General features: G+C 67.2%; 18 protein-coding genes and 1 pseudogene. 5 read left to right on the top strand and 14 right to left on the bottom strand.

The features are described from left to right. Nucleotides 1-63: 63 nt before the first annotated feature. The 5 genes from purH to JWM94_RS06185 all read right to left on the bottom strand — a co-directional run bounded on the left by purH (nt 64) and on the right by JWM94_RS06185 (nt 6282). The gene (gene purH, locus JWM94_RS06165) at nt 64-1638 is read right to left on the bottom strand and encodes a bifunctional phosphoribosylaminoimidazolecarboxamide formyltransferase/IMP cyclohydrolase (RefSeq protein ID WP_299423588.1); all 1575 of its coding nucleotides are present in this window, start codon (nt 1636-1638) and stop codon (nt 64-66) included. Between the two features lie 92 nt (nt 1639-1730). Then, nucleotides 1731-2540 carry a hypothetical protein gene (locus JWM94_RS06170; protein ID WP_299423772.1) on the bottom strand — a complete coding sequence of 270 codons (810 nt, stop codon included), beginning with the start codon at nt 2538-2540 and terminating at the stop codon, nt 1731-1733. 89 nt (nt 2541-2629) lie between these two features. Continuing rightward, nucleotides 2630-4351 (bottom strand): heparinase II/III family protein, encoded by a 1722-nt coding sequence (locus JWM94_RS06175; RefSeq protein WP_299423591.1) that lies wholly within the window; start codon nt 4349-4351, stop codon nt 2630-2632. Further along, nucleotides 4348-5010, bottom strand: coding sequence for a ribulose-phosphate 3-epimerase (rpe, locus tag JWM94_RS06180; RefSeq protein ID WP_299423594.1), 663 nt, complete (start codon nt 5008-5010; stop codon nt 4348-4350). The genes JWM94_RS06175 and rpe overlap by 4 nt, the downstream gene beginning before the upstream one ends. A gap of 9 nt (nt 5011-5019) precedes the next feature. Then, on the bottom strand, nt 5020-6282 hold the full coding sequence (locus JWM94_RS06185; protein ID WP_299423598.1) for a transcription antitermination factor NusB: 1263 nt from the start codon (nt 6280-6282) through the stop codon (nt 5020-5022). 78 nt (nt 6283-6360) lie between these two features. Between JWM94_RS06185 and JWM94_RS06190 the strand changes: the two genes are divergently transcribed. Beyond that, entirely contained in the window at nt 6361-6519 is a 159-nt protein-coding gene (locus tag JWM94_RS06190; RefSeq protein ID WP_299423602.1) for a DUF1674 domain-containing protein, read from the top strand. Here the strand turns inward: JWM94_RS06190 and JWM94_RS06195 are convergent, their stop codons facing one another. Genes JWM94_RS06195 through JWM94_RS06210 form a run of 4 tightly spaced genes read right to left on the bottom strand, consistent with a single transcriptional unit; the run spans nt 6520 to nt 9822 of the window. Next, nucleotides 6520-7278 (bottom strand): exonuclease domain-containing protein, encoded by a 759-nt coding sequence (locus JWM94_RS06195; RefSeq protein WP_299423605.1) that lies wholly within the window; start codon nt 7276-7278, stop codon nt 6520-6522. It lies immediately after the preceding gene. Nucleotides 7279-7316: 38 nt separating this feature from the next. Further along, a complete protein-coding gene (gene pgmG / locus JWM94_RS06200) occupies nt 7317-8699 on the bottom strand; it encodes a phosphoglucomutase/phosphomannomutase PgmG (protein ID WP_299423609.1) in 1383 nt (460 codons plus the stop codon). A gap of 32 nt (nt 8700-8731) precedes the next feature. Continuing rightward, nucleotides 8732-9034 carry a J domain-containing protein gene (locus tag JWM94_RS06205; protein WP_299423613.1) on the bottom strand — a complete coding sequence of 101 codons (303 nt, stop codon included), beginning with the start codon at nt 9032-9034 and terminating at the stop codon, nt 8732-8734. Beyond that, entirely contained in the window at nt 9031-9822 is a 792-nt protein-coding gene (locus JWM94_RS06210; RefSeq protein WP_299423618.1) for a division plane positioning ATPase MipZ, read from the bottom strand. The genes JWM94_RS06205 and JWM94_RS06210 overlap by 4 nt, the downstream gene beginning before the upstream one ends. A 76-nt stretch (nt 9823-9898) precedes the next feature. On the opposite strand from JWM94_RS06210, the gene panC reads away from it, so the two are divergent. Further along, entirely contained in the window at nt 9899-10732 is an 834-nt protein-coding gene (gene panC / locus JWM94_RS06215; protein ID WP_299423621.1) for a pantoate--beta-alanine ligase, read from the top strand. 71 nt (nt 10733-10803) lie between these two features. Continuing rightward, nucleotides 10804-11100: a hypothetical protein gene (locus JWM94_RS06220; RefSeq protein ID WP_299423626.1), complete on the top strand. Its 297-nt coding sequence runs from the start codon at nt 10804-10806 to the stop codon at nt 11098-11100. A gap of 106 nt (nt 11101-11206) precedes the next feature. Here JWM94_RS06220 and topA read toward each other — a convergent pair whose 3' ends face one another. Further along, entirely contained in the window at nt 11207-13723 is a 2517-nt protein-coding gene (gene topA / locus JWM94_RS06225) for a type I DNA topoisomerase (protein WP_299423630.1), read from the bottom strand. Nucleotides 13724-13841: 118 nt separating this feature from the next. On the opposite strand from topA, the gene JWM94_RS06230 reads away from it, so the two are divergent. Then, complete coding sequence (locus JWM94_RS06230; protein ID WP_299423633.1) at nt 13842-14264, top strand: hemerythrin domain-containing protein; 423 nt, start codon at nt 13842-13844, stop codon at nt 14262-14264. A gap of 3 nt (nt 14265-14267) precedes the next feature. On the opposite strand, the gene JWM94_RS06235 is transcribed toward JWM94_RS06230, so the two are convergent. From JWM94_RS06235 to plsY, 3 genes and pseudogenes are all read right to left on the bottom strand, one after another. Continuing rightward, entirely contained in the window at nt 14268-14639 is a 372-nt protein-coding gene (locus JWM94_RS06235) for a hypothetical protein (protein ID WP_299423636.1), read from the bottom strand. Beyond that, nucleotides 14636-15714 (bottom strand): annotated as a pseudogene (dprA, locus tag JWM94_RS06240) (DNA-processing protein DprA). Before dprA ends, JWM94_RS06235 begins: the two are co-directional and overlap by 4 nt. After that, a complete protein-coding gene (gene plsY / locus JWM94_RS06245) occupies nt 15711-16292 on the bottom strand; it encodes a glycerol-3-phosphate 1-O-acyltransferase PlsY (protein ID WP_299423777.1) in 582 nt (193 codons plus the stop codon). Before plsY ends, dprA begins: the two are co-directional and overlap by 4 nt. A 133-nt stretch (nt 16293-16425) precedes the next feature. Between plsY and murI the strand changes: the two genes are divergently transcribed. Beyond that, nucleotides 16426-17220: a glutamate racemase gene (gene murI / locus JWM94_RS06250; RefSeq protein WP_299423639.1), complete on the top strand. Its 795-nt coding sequence runs from the start codon at nt 16426-16428 to the stop codon at nt 17218-17220. Here the strand turns inward: murI and JWM94_RS06255 are convergent. Continuing rightward, nucleotides 17217-17390, bottom strand: coding sequence for a hypothetical protein (locus JWM94_RS06255; RefSeq protein WP_299423643.1), 174 nt, complete (start codon nt 17388-17390; stop codon nt 17217-17219). The two genes, murI and JWM94_RS06255, sit on opposite strands and share 4 nt — an antisense overlap. Nucleotides 17391-17542 lie beyond the last annotated feature (152 nt).

Here is a 17542-nt window from a genome sequence, read left to right on the forward strand (position 1 = left end):
ATGCCGGTCCCGCTGCCCGCCGTGGCGTCTCGCGGACTGCTTGGGCAATCCGCGTGCGCCCGCTCAGTGCCGGAAGTGCCGCATCCCGGTGAAGATCATCGCCAGTCCCGCCTCGTCCGCCGCGGCGATCACCTCGTCGTCGCGGATCGATCCGCCCGGTTGGATCACGGCGGTGGCACCGGCCTCGACGGCCGCTAGCAATCCATCAGCAAACGGAAAAAACGCATCGGAGGCGACCGCCGAGCCAGTCGTACGCGCCTCGCCCCAGCCAGCCTTGTCGGCAGCGTCCTTGGCCTTCCATGCTGCGATCCGCGCTGATTCGAGCCGGTTCATCTGCCCCGCGCCGATCCCGGCGGTGGCGCCGTCCCTGGCATAGACGATCGCGTTCGACTTGATGTGCTTGGCCACAGTCCACGCGAAGCGGCAATCGGCCATTTCCTGCGACGTCGGCTGACGTTTGGTCACGACCCGCAAAGCATTTTCATCGATCGAGCCATTGTCGCGCGACTGGATGAGCCAGCCACCAGCGATCGATTTGGCAGCGAGGCCGGACCTGCGCGGATCGGGCAGTTCGCCGGTCAGCAGCAAGCGCAAATTCTTCTTGGCCGCGAACAAGGCGACGGCCTCGGCATCGGCGTCGGGCGCGACGACCACTTCGGTGAAGATGCCGGTGATCGCCTGCGCCGTGGCGGCGTCGAGCGGTCGGTTGACCGCGATGACCCCGCCGAATGCCGATACCGTGTCGCATGCGAACGCCGCTTCATATGCTTCGGCCAGCGTTCGCGCGGTTGCGACCCCACACGGATTGGCGTGCTTGACGATGACGCAGGTCGGATCGGCGGTTCGAAACTCGGCGATCAGCTCGAGCGCGGCGTCGGCGTCGTTGAGGTTGTTGTAGCTGAGCGCCTTGCCCTGCACTTGGCGCGCTTGGCCGATCCCGCGCGTGGCTGGGCCGGTCGCGGCGTAGAACGCGGCGGCCTGGTGCGGGTTTTCGCCGTAGCGCAATTCGTCGCCCGACCGGTTGAGGATCAACGGCAAGGTCTGTGGGAAGCGCTCGCCCTGGTCGGCGAAGGCGAACCAGCTCGCAATCATCGAATCGTAGGTCGCCGTGGCGGCGAATGCCTTGGCGGCGAGCTTCTTGCGCTCATCCAGCGTGGTTTCGCCGCGCGCAATGGCGTCATAATCGGCCGGATCGGTGACGATCGCGACGAAAGCGTGGTTCTTGGCCGCCGATCGCACCATCGACGGGCCGCCGATATCGATATTTTCGATGATCTCGTTGCGCTCCGCGCCTTTCGCGACGGTCGCGGCGAATGGGTAGAGGTTGACCACGACCAAATCGATGGCGCCGATGCCGTGGTTCTCCATCGCCGCGGCATGCGCGGGATCGTCGCGCACCGCGAGCAATCCGCCATGGACCATCGGGTGGAGCGTCTTGACTCGCCCGTCCATCATTTCGGGAAAGCCGGTCAGGTCGGACACGTCGCGGACCGTCAGCCCAGCATCGCGCAGCGCGGTCGCGGTGCCGCCGGTGGAGACCAGTTCGACACCCTTCGCCGCGAGCGCGGCGGCCAGGTCGACAATCCCGGTCTTATCGGACACCGAGAGCAATGCCCGCTCGATACGAATTGGATCCATGCCGGCGCCTTCCATGAAATCGGGGCCCGGTGGCAAGGGGCTAATTCGCCGCCGGCATATTATCGCCGCAGCGATCCGCGATCGTCACCGTATCAAGCGGCGGTATCGTCGTCTTGCCCGATCGAGTTATCGCCGAGCTTGTAGCGGGGAAAGGTATTGCGAATGAACGACTTGAGCGTCGGATAGCCAAACCATACCCGCTTACTATTTTTGCCCACGCCCGTACGCTCGACGAACCCCTTCTTATAATCGACAAGTCGATTGCCGAGTTCGCCGAGCGGCTTGGTGCCGCCCTCTACATAGCCACGCACAACCAGGTCGATGGATTTGACCGTGTCGTCGTCGATTTCGATATGGCCGTCGCCGGGCGCCCGATCCGCTGCCGCGACATCCGGAGGCGCTTCGCCAGCCTGGCGAACGGCGTCGAGCTTGGCGCCGATCCCGGTGAGATCGTCGTCGGCGGACAGCGATCTGTGCCGGATGTCCAGATCGGGAATGACGACCGATCCGGCAAAAACCGAAAAGTTGTAGACCGAAACGTCTTCGCCTTTGTAGCGGATCAGGCCGTCCTTGACGCCGCCATATTTGCGGTACGTGTCGTTGGAGAGGATCGGCCAGCCGTTCGCCAGCGCCGTTTCGAGCAGGAAAAGATCGGCCTCCTCACCGCTTGGCGCGATCTGGAAATATTCGCTGGTCCGTTTGGTCAGGCCGACGAAATCGGTCCGGGCCTGCGATTTTTCGTCGGTCCTGTAGCGAAAGGACGCGTCGAAGATCGTATAGGGCAAGGCCCGATGGGCGAGCAGGGCGTTCACGACCCGCGCCAAGCCGGCGAGCGCGGTCAACTTTCCCGAGCCGGCCCCGTACAAGCTGATATTGGACCCGTCGATCAAGACGCTACGCATGCGGCACTCCCATTCGATCAGCTTAGTGCGCCCGTATCGGGAGGCAAGATCGACCAAGTCCAGATCAGGGGTAACGGACTCGTTCGCGATCAGGTCGCGCGCTTCAAGGCCCAGCCGATCGTTTCGCCGCCCGCCGTCGCTTCGCCACTGACGACGATCTGCTGAGTCGAGACCGGACGCCCGTCGGGGTCGATCCACAGGCTTTCCTCGATCGCCAGCACGCCGCCGCGGCAACGGAATTGCCACAGCTTTCCCGACGGCAAACGGAGAAGTGCCGCCATGCCGTCGGCGGTCGGCGCGGCTTCGACGCCAGCGCCCAAATGGAAGCGGATCGCGAAGATGGCTGCGGCGCTTTTGCGGCGCTTGCCGGCGGGCAACAGCATATCGTCGCCGCGCAACTCGCGGCCATCGGCCGCGAGCAGCAACTGGCGGCGGTGGAGGAAGCCGAAGCGGCGGGCATAGCCGTCATGGCTCGCCTCGATCCGGCTGCCCGTGGCGCTTTCCTGCCGCGCCTGCTCGACCTCGGCGACGCCGCGGCCGAGCGTGCCGTCGGGATGGATCGCGGTCGAATTGCTGTCGCCGACGATCAGCGTCGAATGCGCGGCGGTGGTGCGAAGGCCATCCGCAAGCGCTTGCGGGATCTGTGCGATCGCCGCGCGCGCGCCACCGCAATTGACCACCAGCCGTTCCGCCCCGTCGGACATCTCGAACGCCAGTGTGGAAGCGCAGCCGCCCGCGGCCAGCCGCGCGATCGGCGGCGGCGCGGCGTCCACGATTACCACCGCGTCGCCCTGTGCGAGCCGCTGATACCCCCAGTCGCGCGCCTGGCGCAGCGGGCGCGCGCGCACGCCGGTCGCAGCGACGATCTCGTCGATCCGTTCGGGGCGAACCGGGCCCCCACCCTGCCAGCTCGACAGGCCGTGATCGGCATGACAGACGCCCTGCAGCGCCGGCACCATCCGCCCCAGCGCTGCCGACAGCGCGGCGGGCGGGGCAAGGCGGCGGGCAGTGTACACCTCGCGCAGCATCGTCAGCAGCATGATGATGTCGAGCTGAACCAATGGCGCGCGTGCGGCGACCCCGCCATCTTCGTGCACCGCTTGCTCGATCGCCCGGGTCAGACCGTCCTCGCCGATCTGGCGGCGCGGATCGCCGCCGGGGATCAGCAGCCCCGCCGCGATCACCCCGCACCACGCGGCGATCCGCGCCACCCCGGCGGGCGCCTTGTCGGCAGCACGGTCGAGATGCCGCGCCCCGCGCGCCAGCGTGTTGAGGACGAGGCTGCGATAGACAAGGTCGCTCGACGACAGGATCAGCGGGGCGTGCGCGGTCCAGTGCAGGATGCGGCGCCCCCACAGCTCGGCGCCCCAGGCGGGCTCGCTGACCTTTTCGGCGTGAACCGCGAGCCACGCGCGCATCAGCGCCTCGGCGATTGGCGCACCGATCGCGCGCGGCGCGACGGTCGACAGGTCGCGCAGCCAGGCGAAGCTGTGGAGATGCTCGCCGAACGGCGGCTTCCAATTGGGTTTCGCGAAGTCGAGATCGGCGAACGCGATGCTTTCGCCGCGAAACGCCATCCGTTCATCGAGCAAGGCATTGCCCCGGCGCGGGTCGCCGGCGAACGGATCTTCGGGCACCGCGATCAGCTTCAATGGATGCCGCCCGCGCAGGCGCAGCGCGTGGAACGGGGTGCGCCAGGCCAACCGGCGGAAGCGTTCGGACACGCGCTCGGCGAGCGACAGCCCGCCGCTGCCGCCGTGGCGGATCAGCCGCTTGCCTTCCTCGATTTCGTCGGGCGTGTCGTCGCTCACCCGCCCCTCAGCGCGGCGATGTTGGCGGCGTAGGCGGACGGGCCGCCCTTGAAGGTCGCGGTGCCGGCGACCAACGCATCCGCGCCCGCGGCGATCGCGCGCGGCGCGGTGTCGCGGTCGATCCCGCCATCGACTTCGAGATCGACCGTCAGGCCTTGCTTGTCGATCATCGAGCGCACCGATTCGATCTTGCGCAGCGAGGACTCGATGAAGCTCTGGCCGCCGAACCCAGGGTTGACGCTCATGATCAGCACCAGATCGACCTCTTCGAGCAGATAGTCGAGCGCCTTGGCCGGAGTCTGCGGCGTCAGCACCGCCCCGGCGCGCTTGCCGAGCGAGCGGATGTGGCGGAGGCTGCGATGCGTGTGCGGGCCGGCCTCGACATGGATCGAAATGGTGTCGGCGCCTGCTTCGGCGAACTGGTCGAGAAAATCATCGACCGGCGCGATCATCAGGTGAACGTCGAGCGGCTTGTCGGTGTGCGGGCGGATCGCCTTCACCACGGCGGGGCCGATCGTGATGTTGGGGACGAAATGGCCGTCCATCACGTCGACATGGATCCAGTCGGCGCCCGCCGCGTCGATCGCGCGGACTTCCTCGCCCAATTTGGCGAAATCGGCGCTGAGGATCGAGGGGGCGATGCGGACCGGGTTGGGCATGGTGGTTTGTTAGCCAGCCCGCGCGAATCGGGCAATGAAGAAGCCGTCGCAGCCGCCTTCCGCCTCAAGCGCGCCGGGCAGGATGCGGACCCAGCCCTTGGCTGTCGGCGCGATGGCGGCGGGAAGCTCGTCGGCGCGGACCGGATCCACAGCGAAATCCTTGTTGGCCGACAGGAAGGCTTCGGCCTGATCTTCACCCTCGGCGCGTTCGAGCGAGCAAGTGGCATAAACCAGCTTGCCGCCCTTCTTGAGCCAGCCCGCTGCGTGCGCGAGCAAATGACGCTGAAGATCGGTCATCTGCTCGATCGAGGCGGAATGGATGCGGTGGATGACGTCGGGGTGACGGCGGAAGATACCCGTCGCGCTGCACGGTGCGTCGAGCAGGACGGCATCGACCGGCGCGGCCGGACTCCATTTGGTCGCGTCTTCCGCGATTATGTCCGCCGACAAATGCGTGCGGTCGAGATTGGCGCGAAGTCGCGCAAGACGACTTTCGGCGATATCGATCGCGATGACGTCCCAGCCAGCGGCGGCGAGCTGCATCGTCTTGCCACCGGGCGCGGCGCAAGCGTCGATCGCGGTGCCGGCGCCGGCGCCCAGCAGTCGCGCGGGAATCGACGCGGCGATGTCCTGCACCCACCACGCGCCCTCGCCGTAGCCGGGGAGTTCGGGGATCGCGGTGCCGCGCGGCAAGCGGCGGTGGCCGGGGAGCAGTTGCTGTCCCTCCGGGCCCTGCGCGCCGCGCAACGTCAGGTCGAGCGGCGGCGGGGTCGCCATCGCGCGCCGCGCCGCATCGACCATGTCGGCGCCCCATTGCTCGGCCCAGCGGCCGGCGGTGTCGGCGGGCAGCGCGGGCGGATCGGGCAAGGTCACGCCGCGCCGGCTGAGCGTGCCGAACACGCCATGAACCAGCTTGCGCGGGCCGCCGTCGACCAGCGGCAGCACGGTGGCGATCGCGGCATGGCTCGGCGTGCCGAGCGCGAGCATTTGCGCGAGCGCGATACGCAACACGAAACGGGCCTTGGCGTCATGCGGCAACGGACGCTGCGTCGCCGAATCGATCAGCGCGTCGATATCGGGGAGATGCCGCAGCACTTCGGCGGCGATCGCCCGCGCCAGCGCGCGGTCGTTATCGGCGCGAATACTGGCGAGCGCGCGGCCGCCGGCCTGTTCGAGCGTTTCGCCCCGCCGCAGCACCGCGTCGAGCAGCCGTAGCGCCGCCTGGCGCGCGGCGACGCCGGGCGGGAGCCCGCCAGCGTGGGGCTGGTTCATGCTTGAAGACCGGTCATCACCGGCCCATCTGGACGGTTGTGACGCGCATCGCAATTGCGCGCTGCTTTCGGAGGAACGATGCCCCGCCCGCCGCACGTCAAACCGCCCGCTTATCTGACCCCCAGCCCCCCTGTGCCTAAGCCCGAAAAGGCCGAGACGCCAAAGGACGACCCGCTCGGCCAGGATCCGACGCGCTACGGCGACTGGACGCTCAAGGGCATCGCGGTCGATTTCTAACTACAACAACATACCCTGAAGATTGGGTCGCCCGACCGCCCCGCCGCCGCGCCGGCGGGCGACCTCGGTCTCTGCGGTGAATCGTACATCGGGATCGCGGTCGGTCAGGAATCCGGTCAGGCTGGCTACCGAAATCTCGGTCCAGTCCTTGCCGCGGTCGGGCCCCCAGCGGACGCGCGGCAATAGCCCGGGCTGGTTCGACCATTCGAGCAATTGCGCGACCAACGCTTCGTTGAGCATGTCGCGCAGGTGGAACGCCGTCACATAGGCATCGGGAAACGCGCGGTGCGCGGGCAGCCCGCGCTCGTGGTCGATCCCCTCGGGCTTGCGCCAGTAGCGCAGCACCTGGTTCGAAAAGCTCGGGCTGTCGGGCCACAGCCGCATCGCGCACTTCCACGTGCAGATCCAATCGGCGCCGTGAGTCATATTGGGGGTACAGAACTTCATCTCGAAATCGGCGCGGTGCGCGGCGAGCGCGAGGCGGCGCGGATAGGGGTCGAGCACCGGCCGCGCGGCGTCGAACCATAAGGGCGCGTCGGCGACTTGCTCATCGAGTATATGATGGATCGCTTGGGTGACGGGGGGAATCGGCCGGCCAGGATTTATCAGCCGGCTGCCACCCTCGCCGTGCAATTCCCAGCGCCCGTCCTTGCCGAGCGCGACGTCCTGCCAGCCCACCTCGCACACCCCATGCGTGCCCGGGGTTTCGCCGGTGGTTTCGAGGTCGATAACGCGGATGATCGAGGGCGTGGATGCCATGACGATAAGATGGGCGCTCGGTCGCCGAAAAGCGACTCCTAGTGCCCCGCTTGCGGTCCGCGCTCCAGCCCGCTCGCCGCGAGCTGCGCATCGATCTGCGCGAGCAGGCGGTCGAGCGCGGGCTGGTCCGTGGCCTCGGCGCGCGCGACCAGCACGTCCTGCGTGTTCGACGCGCGGAGCAGCCACCAGCCATCGGGCGTGGTCACGCGCGCACCGTCGGTGCGGTTGACGTCGGCGCCTTCGGTCTCGAGCCGGTCGAGCACTTCGTCGACCACCGCGAACTTGCGCGCCTCGTCGACCTGGAAGCGCATCTCGGGCGTGTTGACCATCGCCGGCATCGCGCTTCTGATCTCGGTCATCGACTTGCCGATCATGTGGACCGCGCGGATCAGCCGGACCGCGGCATATTGCGCGTCGTCGAAGCCGTAGAATTCGTGCGCGAAAAAGATGTGGCCCGACATTTCGCCCGCGAGCGGCGACCCCGTTTCCTTCATCTTGGTCTTGATCAGGCTGTGCCCGGTCTTCCACATCAGCGGCGTGCCGCCGAGTTCGGCGATTCGGTCGTACAGCGCCTGGCTCGCCTTGACGTCGGCGATGATCGTCGCGCCGGGCAGTTCGCGCAGAACAGGTTCGGCCAGAATGGACAGAAGCTGATCGCCCCAGATCACCCTTCCCTCACCGTCGATCGCGCCGATGCGGTCGCCGTCGCCATCGAAAGCTACACCGAAATCGAGCTTCTTCTCGGCGACCAGCGCCTTGAGATGCGCCAGGTTCTTTTCCTCGGTCGGATCGGGATGATGGTTGGGAAAATTGCCGTCCACATCGGTGAACAGCAGATGATGCTCACCCGGCAGCAACTTGGTCAGCTTCTCGATCACCGGGCCGGCGGCGCCATTGCCTGCGTCCCACCCTATACGGTAGGCGCCGCCGGCATAACCCGCCATCAGCCGCCCGACATAGTCATCGACGATATCGACGTCGCTGGCGGTGCCGTCGCCTTCCTCCCAGTCGCCGTCCGCCGCCATGTGGCCGAGCTTCTGGATGTCCTCGCCGAAAAACGGGCGGTGCTGCAGGACCATCTTGAAGCCGTTATACTCGGCGGGGTTATGGCTGCCGGTTATCTGGATGCCGCCATCCACCTCCAGCTCGGCCTCGGCATAATATAGCTGCGGGGTCGGGCCCATGCCCGTGCGCACGACATCGACGCCCGAAGCGAGCAGCCCTTCGACCAGCGCGACTTCCATATCGGGCGACGAGGTGCGCCCGTCGCGCCCGACCGCGACTCGCGTGCCGCCGGCGCGGCGCACGACGGTGGCGAAGCCGCGGCCGATCGCGCGCGCGTCGTCAACGGAGAGGGTTTTGCCGACGATCCCGCGGATGTCGTATTCGCGAAGCGAGCTGGGGTCGAAACGATGGGTCATGCGGCGTCCAATCGGCGAGCCGCGCGAAAAGTTCAATCCTGACGCTTCAACAGCGTATCGCGCGCGGCGTTGACGCGTTGCGCCAGGTCGGACGAGCCGCCATGGTCGGGGTGCACCGCGAGGAGCAGGCGGCGGTGGGCGGCACGGATGTCGGCGTCGCTGGCGCGCGCATCGAGCCCGAGCAATGTCAGCGCGGCGAGCTGGTCGGCGGGTTGCGGTACGGGCGGCGGCGGGCCTTGCGGGCGCTTGCCGGACGTGTGCACCTTTTTCGGTCCCTGCCACAGCCACCAGCCGGTAATGGCGACCGCCAGCGCGAGAAGCAGCTTGAACGTCACGCGAAGAGCGGCAGGACCGGCTCGGGTAGCGCGAGCGCGGCCATCATCTCGCGCAGTTCCTGGCGCGCGGCGACGTGGCTGAGGCCCATCTCGCCGAATTCGCGGCTGTCGATCATCGTCAGCCCCTTGGGGAACAGCTCGCGATAGATCACGCGCTCGCCAAGGCCCGGGATGACGCGAAACCCGACGCGTTTCGCCAGCTGGTCGAGCGCGTCCGATACGCGGCGCATGTTGCGCGCCTCGATATGCTGGAGCCGATTGCGGAGGACGACCCAGTCGATCGTCACACCGTCCGATTTGGCGCGGGCTTTGCGCGCGTCCCAGATCAACTCGGCGTAGAAGCTCGGTCGCGTGACCTTGAAGCTGTCGGGATCGACTTGGCCGATCAGGTCGAAATCGACGAAGCTGTCGTTCATCGGCGTGACCAAGGTATCGGCGCGTGCCGCCGCCATCCGCCCGAACCGGTCGTCGCGACCGGGGGTGTCGATCACCAGGAAATCGACATCCTTGTCGAGTTCGTCGAACACCTCGCCGAACCGCGCCAGGCTCTCGCCATCGTGCGCGGCGAATTTGGGGGTGGGCAGCTCGCGCCCGGTACGCTTTTCGGTCGCCAGGCGATTTTCGAAGTATCGCGTCATCGTGCGCTGGCGATGATCGAGATCGAACGCGGCGACGCGCGCGCCACGCGCCTGCAGCGCGATCGCGACATGGACCGCGGTGGTCGACTTGCCGGTGCCGCCCTTTTCGTTGGCGAAAACGATCGTGTGTGTCTTGCGGCCGTTCGCCACGGATGTTGGACCTTATTGCCTGAACCGACCCCCGCCCGTTACAGGCTTGGCCTCCTCTACCGAAGGGTCTTTCGTCGTGCAAACCATGCATCGCCTGCCCGATTTGAGACGGTCGGTCGCTGACTTGCGGGCCGGCGGAGCGTGCGTGGCGCTGGTGCCGACGATGGGGGCACTCCATGCGGGGCATATGGCGCTGGTCGATGCAGCCAAGGCAACGGGCGCAAAGGTGGTCGCGTCGATCTTCGTCAACCCCAAGCAGTTCGGCCCTAACGAGGATTTGGCGCGCTATCCGCGACCCGCCGCGGCCGACAGCGCGTTGCTGACCGCGCACGGCTGCGATCTGGTATGGATGCCGGGGTTGGACGATATGTACCCGGCGGGGTTCGCCACCAACGTGTCGGTGTCGGGGGTCAGCGACGGCCAGGACGGTGCGGCGCGGCCGGGCCATTTCGACGGGGTCGCGACGGTGGTGGCGAAGCTGTTCAATCAAGTCCGGCCCGACGCGGCGTTCTTTGGCGAAAAGGATTTCCAGCAGCTCGCGGTGATCCGGCGGATGGTCGCCGATCTCGACTTCGGGTTGGAGATCGTCGGCGTGCCAACTGTGCGCGAGGCGGACGGTTTGGCGCTGTCGTCGCGCAATGCGTATCTTTCCGCTGACGAGCGCGTGCGCGCGGTGGCGCTGCCGCGCGCGCTCGCAGAGGCAAAGCGGGCGATCGAGGCCGGAGAGGAAGGCGCGATCGCCGCCGCCATGACGTCGCTGGCCGAGGCCGGGTTCGTCACCGACTATGTCGAACTGGTGGATGCCGCGACACTTGGGGGCCCCGTGCCGGGCCAAGCACGCCGCCTGCTCGCCGCCGCCCGGATCGGGAGCACGCGGCTGATCGACAACCTTGCGATAAAACACGGTTAAATCGCGTTAACCATTTGTTGACCCCTGTCGCCCCACTCTGACCCCAGCCAAGGGAATAAAGGGGTGGCACGATGGGCAGCAGCCTGAAGAATGCGCAGTTTCTGATCGAGAGCCGATTGCGCGATGCGATGCGCGGCGATCCGGACGCTTATTACGAGCTCGGCGTGGTCTATTCGACCGGCACGTCGGGGGCGGACATCGACCTGATCGAAGCACACAAATGGTTCAACCTGGCGGCGGTTCGCGGCCACGAAGCCGCGCAATATTGCCGCGCCGAGGTCGCCGACGAAATGACCGCGCGCGAAATCGCGACCGCGCAGGCGGCGGCCCGGGCGTTCCTCAACGAGACGGCGCGCCGCGCTGCGTAATCCCCAACCCGTCATGCTGAACTCGTTTCAGCATCCATGCGAACCACCGGCGTCATGCTAGCGGATGCGGCTGCGCATGGACCCTGAAACAAGTTCAGGGTGACGCCTACTTCTTCGCCGCCGGTTTCTTTTTCGGCGCTTTCTTCTTCACCGGCGCCTTGCGCTTGCCCTTGGTGGGCGCCGCCGCTGCGCGCGCGTCGATCAGTTGCGCGGCCTCCTCGAGTGTCAGCGCATCCTTGTCGATCGACTTGGGCAAGGTCGCGTTGGTCGTACCGTCGGTGACGTACGCGCCGTAACGCCCTTCCATCAGCTTGATTTCGGCCTCGGTCCGCGGATGCGCGCCCAGCACCTTGAGGGGCGCTTGGCTGCCACGCGCGGGCCTTCCGCCGTTCGCTGCCGCCTCGGCCAGCTTGACCACGGCGGCATTCATGCCCGTTTCGAACACCTCGGCGGTCGAGGTCAGCCGCGCATATTTGCCGTCGTGCGCCAGATAGGGGCCGTAGCGCCCGATCGAGGCGGTGATCATATTGCCGCTCTCGGGATGCGCCCCCACCTCACGCGGCAGGCTCAGCAGTTTGAGCGCCCATTCCAAATCGAGTTCGGGAATATCCTTCGGGATCGACGCGCGCTTGGCGTCCTTGCCCTCGCCGAGCTGGATATACGGTCCGAACCGCCCCGACTTGCGCTCGACTTCGAGGCCGGTCACCGGATCCTTGCCCAGCCCCTCGGGGCCGGTGTCTTCACCCTCGGCGCCGCCTTGCGCGAAGCGGCGGGTGTATTTGCACTCGGGATAATTCGAGCAGGCGATGAACGCGCCGAACTTGCCGCCGCGCAGCGCCAATTGGCCCTTGCCGCAATTGGGGCACAGCCGCGCATCGCCGCCGTCGGCCTTTTCAGGGAAGAGGTAGGGCGCGAGGAAGGTATCGAGTTGTGCGGTCACTTCGGACGGCTTGAACTCCATCACTTCCGACGTGCGCGGCTTGAAATCCTTCCAGAACGCTTCGAGCACCGCCTGCCACTGCGCGCGACCGCCCGAAATCTCGTCGAGTTCGTCTTCGAGGCCCGCGGTATAATCGAAGCTGACATATTTCTCGAAGAAGCGTTCGAGGAATGCGGTGACGAGCCGGCCCGATTCCTCGGCGAAGAAGCGGTTCTTCTCGACGTGGACGTAGGCGCGATCCTTGAGCACCTGGATCGTCGAGGCATAGGTCGAGGGGCGGCCGATGCCGAGTTCCTCGAGCCGCTTGACGAGGCTTGCTTCGGAGAATCGCGGCGGCGGCTGGGTGAAATGCTGCTCGGCGGTGACCTCGCGCTTCGCGGGCACATCGCCGTCGCGCAGCCGCGGCAAGCGGCGGCCGTCCTCGTCCTCGCTGTCGTCGGTGCCTTCCTCGTACAAAGCGAGATAGCCCGGGAAGATCACCACCTGCCCGGTCGCGCGCAGCCCGTGGCGGCCCGTCCCGTCGGCCAGGTCGATCGTCGTGCGCTCCATCCGCGCGCTCGCCATCTGGCTCGCCATCGCGCGTTTCCAGATCAACTCGTACAGCCGGCCATGGTCGCCCGATCCGGCGTGATCCTTCGAAAAATCGGTCGGCCGGATCGCCTCATGCGCTTCCTGCGCGTTCTTGGCCTTGGTCTGGTACAGCCGCGGCTTGTCGGGGACGTAGCTCGCGTCGTAGCGGTTGGTGATCGCATGCCGCGCGGCGGAAATCGCGCTGCCGTCCATCTGCACGCCGTCGGTGCGCATATAGGTGATCGCGCCGTCCTCGTAGAGCCCCTGCGCCACGCGCATCGTGTGGCTCGCCGAGAAACCGAGCTTGCGCGCCGCCTCCTGCTGCAGCGTTGAGGTGGTGAAGGGCGGCGGCGGATTGCGCGTCGCGGGCTTGGTCTCGACCGACTGGACGGTGAAGCGGCCATTCTCGACATCGGCCTTGGCCTTGAGCGCGTCGCCTTCGACGCCGATCGTCAAACGATCGATCTTGTCGCCGTTCCACTTGACCAGCCGCGCGGTGAACGGCGTGCCGTCCTGCTCGAGCGTTGCGGCGACCGACCAATATTCCTGCGCCCTGAACGCCTCGATCTCACGCTCGCGGTCGACGATCAGCCGCAGCGCGACCGATTGCACGCGGCCGGCCGACTTGGCGCCGGGTAGCTTGCGCCACAGCACCGGCGACAGCGTGAACCCGACCAGATAGTCGAGCGCGCGGCGCGCGCGATACGCGTCGATCAGATCCTCGTCGAGCTGACGCGGATGCTTCATCGCCTCGGTCACCGTCGCCTTGGTGATCGCGTTGAACGTGACTCGCTCGACTTCCTTGGGCAGCGCCTTGCGGTTGCGGAGCACTTCCTGAACATGCCACGAAATCGCCTCGCCCTCGCGGTCGGGGTCGGTCGCCAGGATCAGGCGGTCGGCGGTCTTGGCAAGATCGGTGATCGCCTTGAGTTGCTTGGCCTTGTCGGCGTAATTTTCCCAATCCATCGCAAAGCCGTCATCGGGGTTCACCGACCCGTCCTTCGCGGGCAAGTCGCGGACGTGGCCGTAGCTCGCGAGCACGCGATAGTCCGACCCGAGATATTTCTCGATGGTTTTCGCCTTGGCGGGCGATTCGACGATGACTAATTGCATAAGACCGGAAAAAGCCCCTCACGTGTACGCGTGTAAGGTGGGGAGGGTTATCGGGCCGCGTCAAGCGCGGCGATTGCAAGCAGGGCTCGTTAACCTGGCAATGCCATAGGCAGGCCTCATGCTGGATTATCATACCCTGATGGCGGAGCACGACCGGCTGGTTGTCCATGGTACGGCGCTCGATGCGGCGCTCGATGGCGGTGACGGCGCGGCGATCTACCATGCCTTCGCGACGTTGAGCACCGAACTGGTTGCGCACCTCGCCAAGGAAGACAGCATGATCTATCCGCGGCTGATCGCCGGGGACGACATTGCGACATCGGCCGCTGCGCAGGACGTGATCGACGAGTTTCGCGATCTTGCCGCCGACTGGACCGCGCTGGCCGGCTGGGCGGCGCCCGACACGATCGCCGCCGAGCCCGCGCGTTTCGCCGACGAGGCGCGGGGGCTGCTCGCGCGGTTACGCGGGCGAGTCCGCCGCGAAAACGAATTGCTCTATCCGCAAGCGTTGCGCGCCGCGCATATCAAGTTGCGCGGCTGACCGTCAGGCGCGGCGGAGGCTCCGCCACGCGACGAAAAACGCGACCGCCAGCGCCAAGTCGCCGCACACCAGCGCGAAGGTACTCGTGGCGGTGCGGCCCATGCTCCACAGGATTGCGGTCGGTACCCAGAAACTCAGCTTGGCGACCACGCCGAGCAGCATCAGCGGATGATAGTGGCGCGGGGCGCCGCCGATGATCCAGTAGAGAATCTGAAACGAGAGCGCCGCGCCGATGAAGCCGTAAAAATACTCCGGGGCGGCTAGCTTCGTGGCGGGCGCGGCGACGCGGCTTTCGAGGAAATAGATCGGCAGCAACAGGATCGCGCCGTAGATCGCGGCGCCGCGAAACAACCAGCGCACATGCTTTTCGGTCATGTCAGGCTCACCCTCCCCCCGGCGTGGCGTTCCAGCCGGCCCGCCAATTCGAGTTCGAGCAGGATCGTCGCGACGATCGCCGACGGCAACCCCGACTGACGGATCAATTCGTCGGTCGCGACGGGCACCGGGCCGAGCAAATCGGCGATGACCGCGCGGTCGCCGTCGCCGGGATCGGCGGGGGGCACGCCGGCGAAGTCGCTGCCCGGGCTGCGCACCATCGCGCGTCGATCGGGCGGATCGATTCGAGGATGTCGGCGGCCGACTGGACCAACGTCGCGCCGTCGCGGATCAACTGGTTGCAGCCCTGCGCGCGCGGATCGAGCGGGCTGCCCGGCACCGCCATGACGTCACGTCCCGCTTCATTGGCAAGTCGCGCGGTGATCAGCGAGCCCGATCTGGGCGCGGCCTCGACCACGACGGTGCCGAGCGCCAGTCCGGCGATGATTCGGTTGCGATGCGGGAAGTTGCGCGCCAGCGGCTCCATGCCGGGCGGCTGTTCGGCGATCAGCAGGCCCTCGCTCGCGACCTGTTCCTGCAACGCGCGATTTTCCGGGGGGAAGGAAATGTCGATCCCGCTGGCGATCACGCCGATCGTGCCGGTGGCGAGCGATCCGGTATGCGCGGCGGTGTCGAGCCCCCGCGCCAGACCGGACACCACCACCACGCCCTCACGCCCCAGTTCGACCGCTAGCCCACGCGCGAAGCGGCACGCCGCGGCCGAGGCGTTGCGCGCGCCGACCATCGCGACGACGGTGCGGCGGGTCAGCGCGATGTCGCCGCGCAGCGTTATCGCCGCGGGCGCATTGTCGAGCTCGGCGAGCAGCGGCGGATAGTCGGCATCGTCGAGGAACACGTAACGCGCGCCGAGCTTCTCGACCGCGGCGATCTCGCGTTCGACCGTGCCGGCGTCGATCACTCTGGGCGCCCGCCCGCCGCCGCGCGCGGCAATGTCGGGCAGTGCCTCGATCGCCGCCTCGGCGCTGTCGAAGCGCGCGAGCAACTGGCGATACGTGATCGGCCCGATCGTCGGCGTGCGGACCAGCCGCAGCCGCGCGATTCGCGGGTCGCTCAATCTTGTGCCTCACTGGCCTTGCCCCCGCCGAAGCGCGGCTCGGTGCCCTGGAGCAGGCGGTCGATATTGGCGCGATGTTTCCACAACACCAACAGCGCCAGCGCGATCAGCAGCGGGACGAGATCGAACCGTTCGAACCAGGCGGCGGCGAGCGGGGTCGACGCCGCGGCGGCCATTCCGGCGACCGACGAGATGCGCAACACCGCGAACAGCCCCAGCCAGACGACCGCGAACACGACGACGATCGGCCAGTGCAATGCTAGGCAGATGCCGATCAATGTCGCCACCCCCTTGCCACCGCGGAACCGCAACCAGATCGGGTATAGGTGCCCCAGCAGCGCGGCGGCCGCGGCGGGCACTTCGTGGCCGGGAAACAGCCAAGCGGCGAGCAATACCGCCGCGGCGCCCTTGGCGCCGTCCAGTACCGCCGTCGCCAATGCCAGCCCTTTACGCCCGGTGCGCAGGACATTGGTCGCGCCGATGCTGCCCGACCCGATGCTCCGCAGGTCGCCCGCGCCGAACGCGCGCGTCAGGATCACCCCGAACGGGATCGAGCCGAGCAGATAGCCCAGCAGCATCGCCGCCGCGGGCGGCCCCCACAGATACTCGGTCGGCAAAGCGTCACCCCCTGTCGTTGCGAATATAGAACAACCGACGTGGCACCGCCACTGATCTTGATCACACGCCAGGGCCGGTCCACAGCCCCGCGGCATGAAAGACCGGCCGATCCTGTTGTTCGATTCGGGTGTCGGCGGGCTGTCGGTGCTTGGCGCGGTGCGCGACCTGCTGCCAAGCGCAAGCCTCGTCTACGTCGCCGATTCGGCGGGGTTTCCCTATGGCACCAAGGGCGAGGTGGAGATCGCTGCGCGCGTGCCGGCGTTGCTCGGCCGGCTGGCGGAGCGGTACGACCCGCGGCTGATCGTCATCGCGTGCAACACCGCCTCGACGATCGCGCTAAGCCACGTCCGCTCCGCGCTCGACGTCCCGATCGTCGGCACGGTGCCCGCGATCAAGCCCGCCGCCGAGATGAGCGTGACTCGCGTGATCGGCGTGCTCGGCACCGATGCGACGGTGCGCCAGCCGTATGTCGATGACCTCGCGGCGCGATTCGCGAGCGATTGCCTCGTGCTGCGCCACGGCTCGGCGGTGTTGGTCGAATTGGCCGAGGGCGCATTGGCCGGCGTTGCCCCGTCACTGGATCGCGTGGCGGCGGAACTAAGCGGCCTGTTCGACCAGTCGGGCGGCGACCGGATCGACGTCGTGGTCAATGCCTGCACGCATTTCCCGTTGCTCGAAGAGGAAATGATCGCGGTCGCGCCACATCCCGTTCGCTTTATCGATGGCGCCGCCGGGATCGCGCGCCGCGTCGCGTACCTCACGCAAGATCAGGACTGGCCGGTGGCGCATCAGCCGGACCGGCTGGTGTTTACGCGCCTTGGCGATCGCGAGCGGCGAATAGCGTCCTTGCTTGCTGCACGCGGGTTCGGCGAGCCGGAAGCTCTTTAGCCGACCGGCGGCATCGCCGGGCGAAGGCGCTCGGCATAGCGGTCTGCCAGCATCTCATGGGCCCGGCGCGCGGCGGGATCGGGGGCATGCTCCGCAGCGGCGCGCTCCTGCGCTTCGCGGCGAGCGAGATAATCACGGTCATGGCCCGGCGAGTTGCTCTGATCGGTCATCGTTCGGCTCCGGCAAGAATGGCGGGAGCAATCGCTCTCGGCCGGCCGCGCATTCGCCAGCCGACGACTCGATATAGCAGCGTAACAAGTCATTCTCACTGACGCAGAGCAATTCCGTCCGCGAATTTTGCACGGATAATCGATGGAAATGC

The sequence above is a fragment of the Sphingomonas bacterium genome (genome assembly GCF_028289855.1).
Lineage (GTDB): Bacteria > Pseudomonadota > Alphaproteobacteria > Sphingomonadales > Sphingomonadaceae > Sphingomonas.

Excerpts from the sequence above, each read along its gene's own strand:
- purH (WP_299423588.1), bottom strand. The coding sequence starts at position 1,638 with ATGGATCCAATTCGTATCGAGCGGGCATTGCTCTCGGTGTCCGATAAG.
- JWM94_RS06170 (WP_299423772.1), bottom strand. The coding sequence starts at position 2,540 with ATGCGTAGCGTCTTGATCGACGGGTCCAATATCAGCTTGTACGGGGCC.
- rpe (WP_299423594.1), bottom strand. The coding sequence starts at position 5,010 with ATGCCCAACCCGGTCCGCATCGCCCCCTCGATCCTCAGCGCCGATTTC.
- JWM94_RS06185 (WP_299423598.1), bottom strand. The coding sequence starts at position 6,282 with ATGAACCAGCCCCACGCTGGCGGGCTCCCGCCCGGCGTCGCCGCGCGC.
- JWM94_RS06190 (WP_299423602.1), top strand. The coding sequence starts at position 6,361 with ATGCCCCGCCCGCCGCACGTCAAACCGCCCGCTTATCTGACCCCCAGC.
- JWM94_RS06195 (WP_299423605.1), bottom strand. The coding sequence starts at position 7,278 with ATGGCATCCACGCCCTCGATCATCCGCGTTATCGACCTCGAAACCACC.
- pgmG (WP_299423609.1), bottom strand. The coding sequence starts at position 8,699 with ATGACCCATCGTTTCGACCCCAGCTCGCTTCGCGAATACGACATCCGC.
- JWM94_RS06220 (WP_299423626.1), top strand. The coding sequence starts at position 10,804 with ATGGGCAGCAGCCTGAAGAATGCGCAGTTTCTGATCGAGAGCCGATTG.
- topA (WP_299423630.1), bottom strand. The coding sequence starts at position 13,723 with ATGCAATTAGTCATCGTCGAATCGCCCGCCAAGGCGAAAACCATCGAG.
- JWM94_RS06230 (WP_299423633.1), top strand. The coding sequence starts at position 13,842 with ATGCTGGATTATCATACCCTGATGGCGGAGCACGACCGGCTGGTTGTC.
- JWM94_RS06235 (WP_299423636.1), bottom strand. The coding sequence starts at position 14,639 with ATGACCGAAAAGCATGTGCGCTGGTTGTTTCGCGGCGCCGCGATCTAC.
- plsY (WP_299423777.1), bottom strand. The coding sequence starts at position 16,292 with ATGCTGCTGGGCTATCTGCTCGGCTCGATCCCGTTCGGGGTGATCCTG.
- murI (WP_299423639.1), top strand. The coding sequence starts at position 16,426 with ATGAAAGACCGGCCGATCCTGTTGTTCGATTCGGGTGTCGGCGGGCTG.
- JWM94_RS06255 (WP_299423643.1), bottom strand. The coding sequence starts at position 17,390 with ATGACCGATCAGAGCAACTCGCCGGGCCATGACCGTGATTATCTCGCT.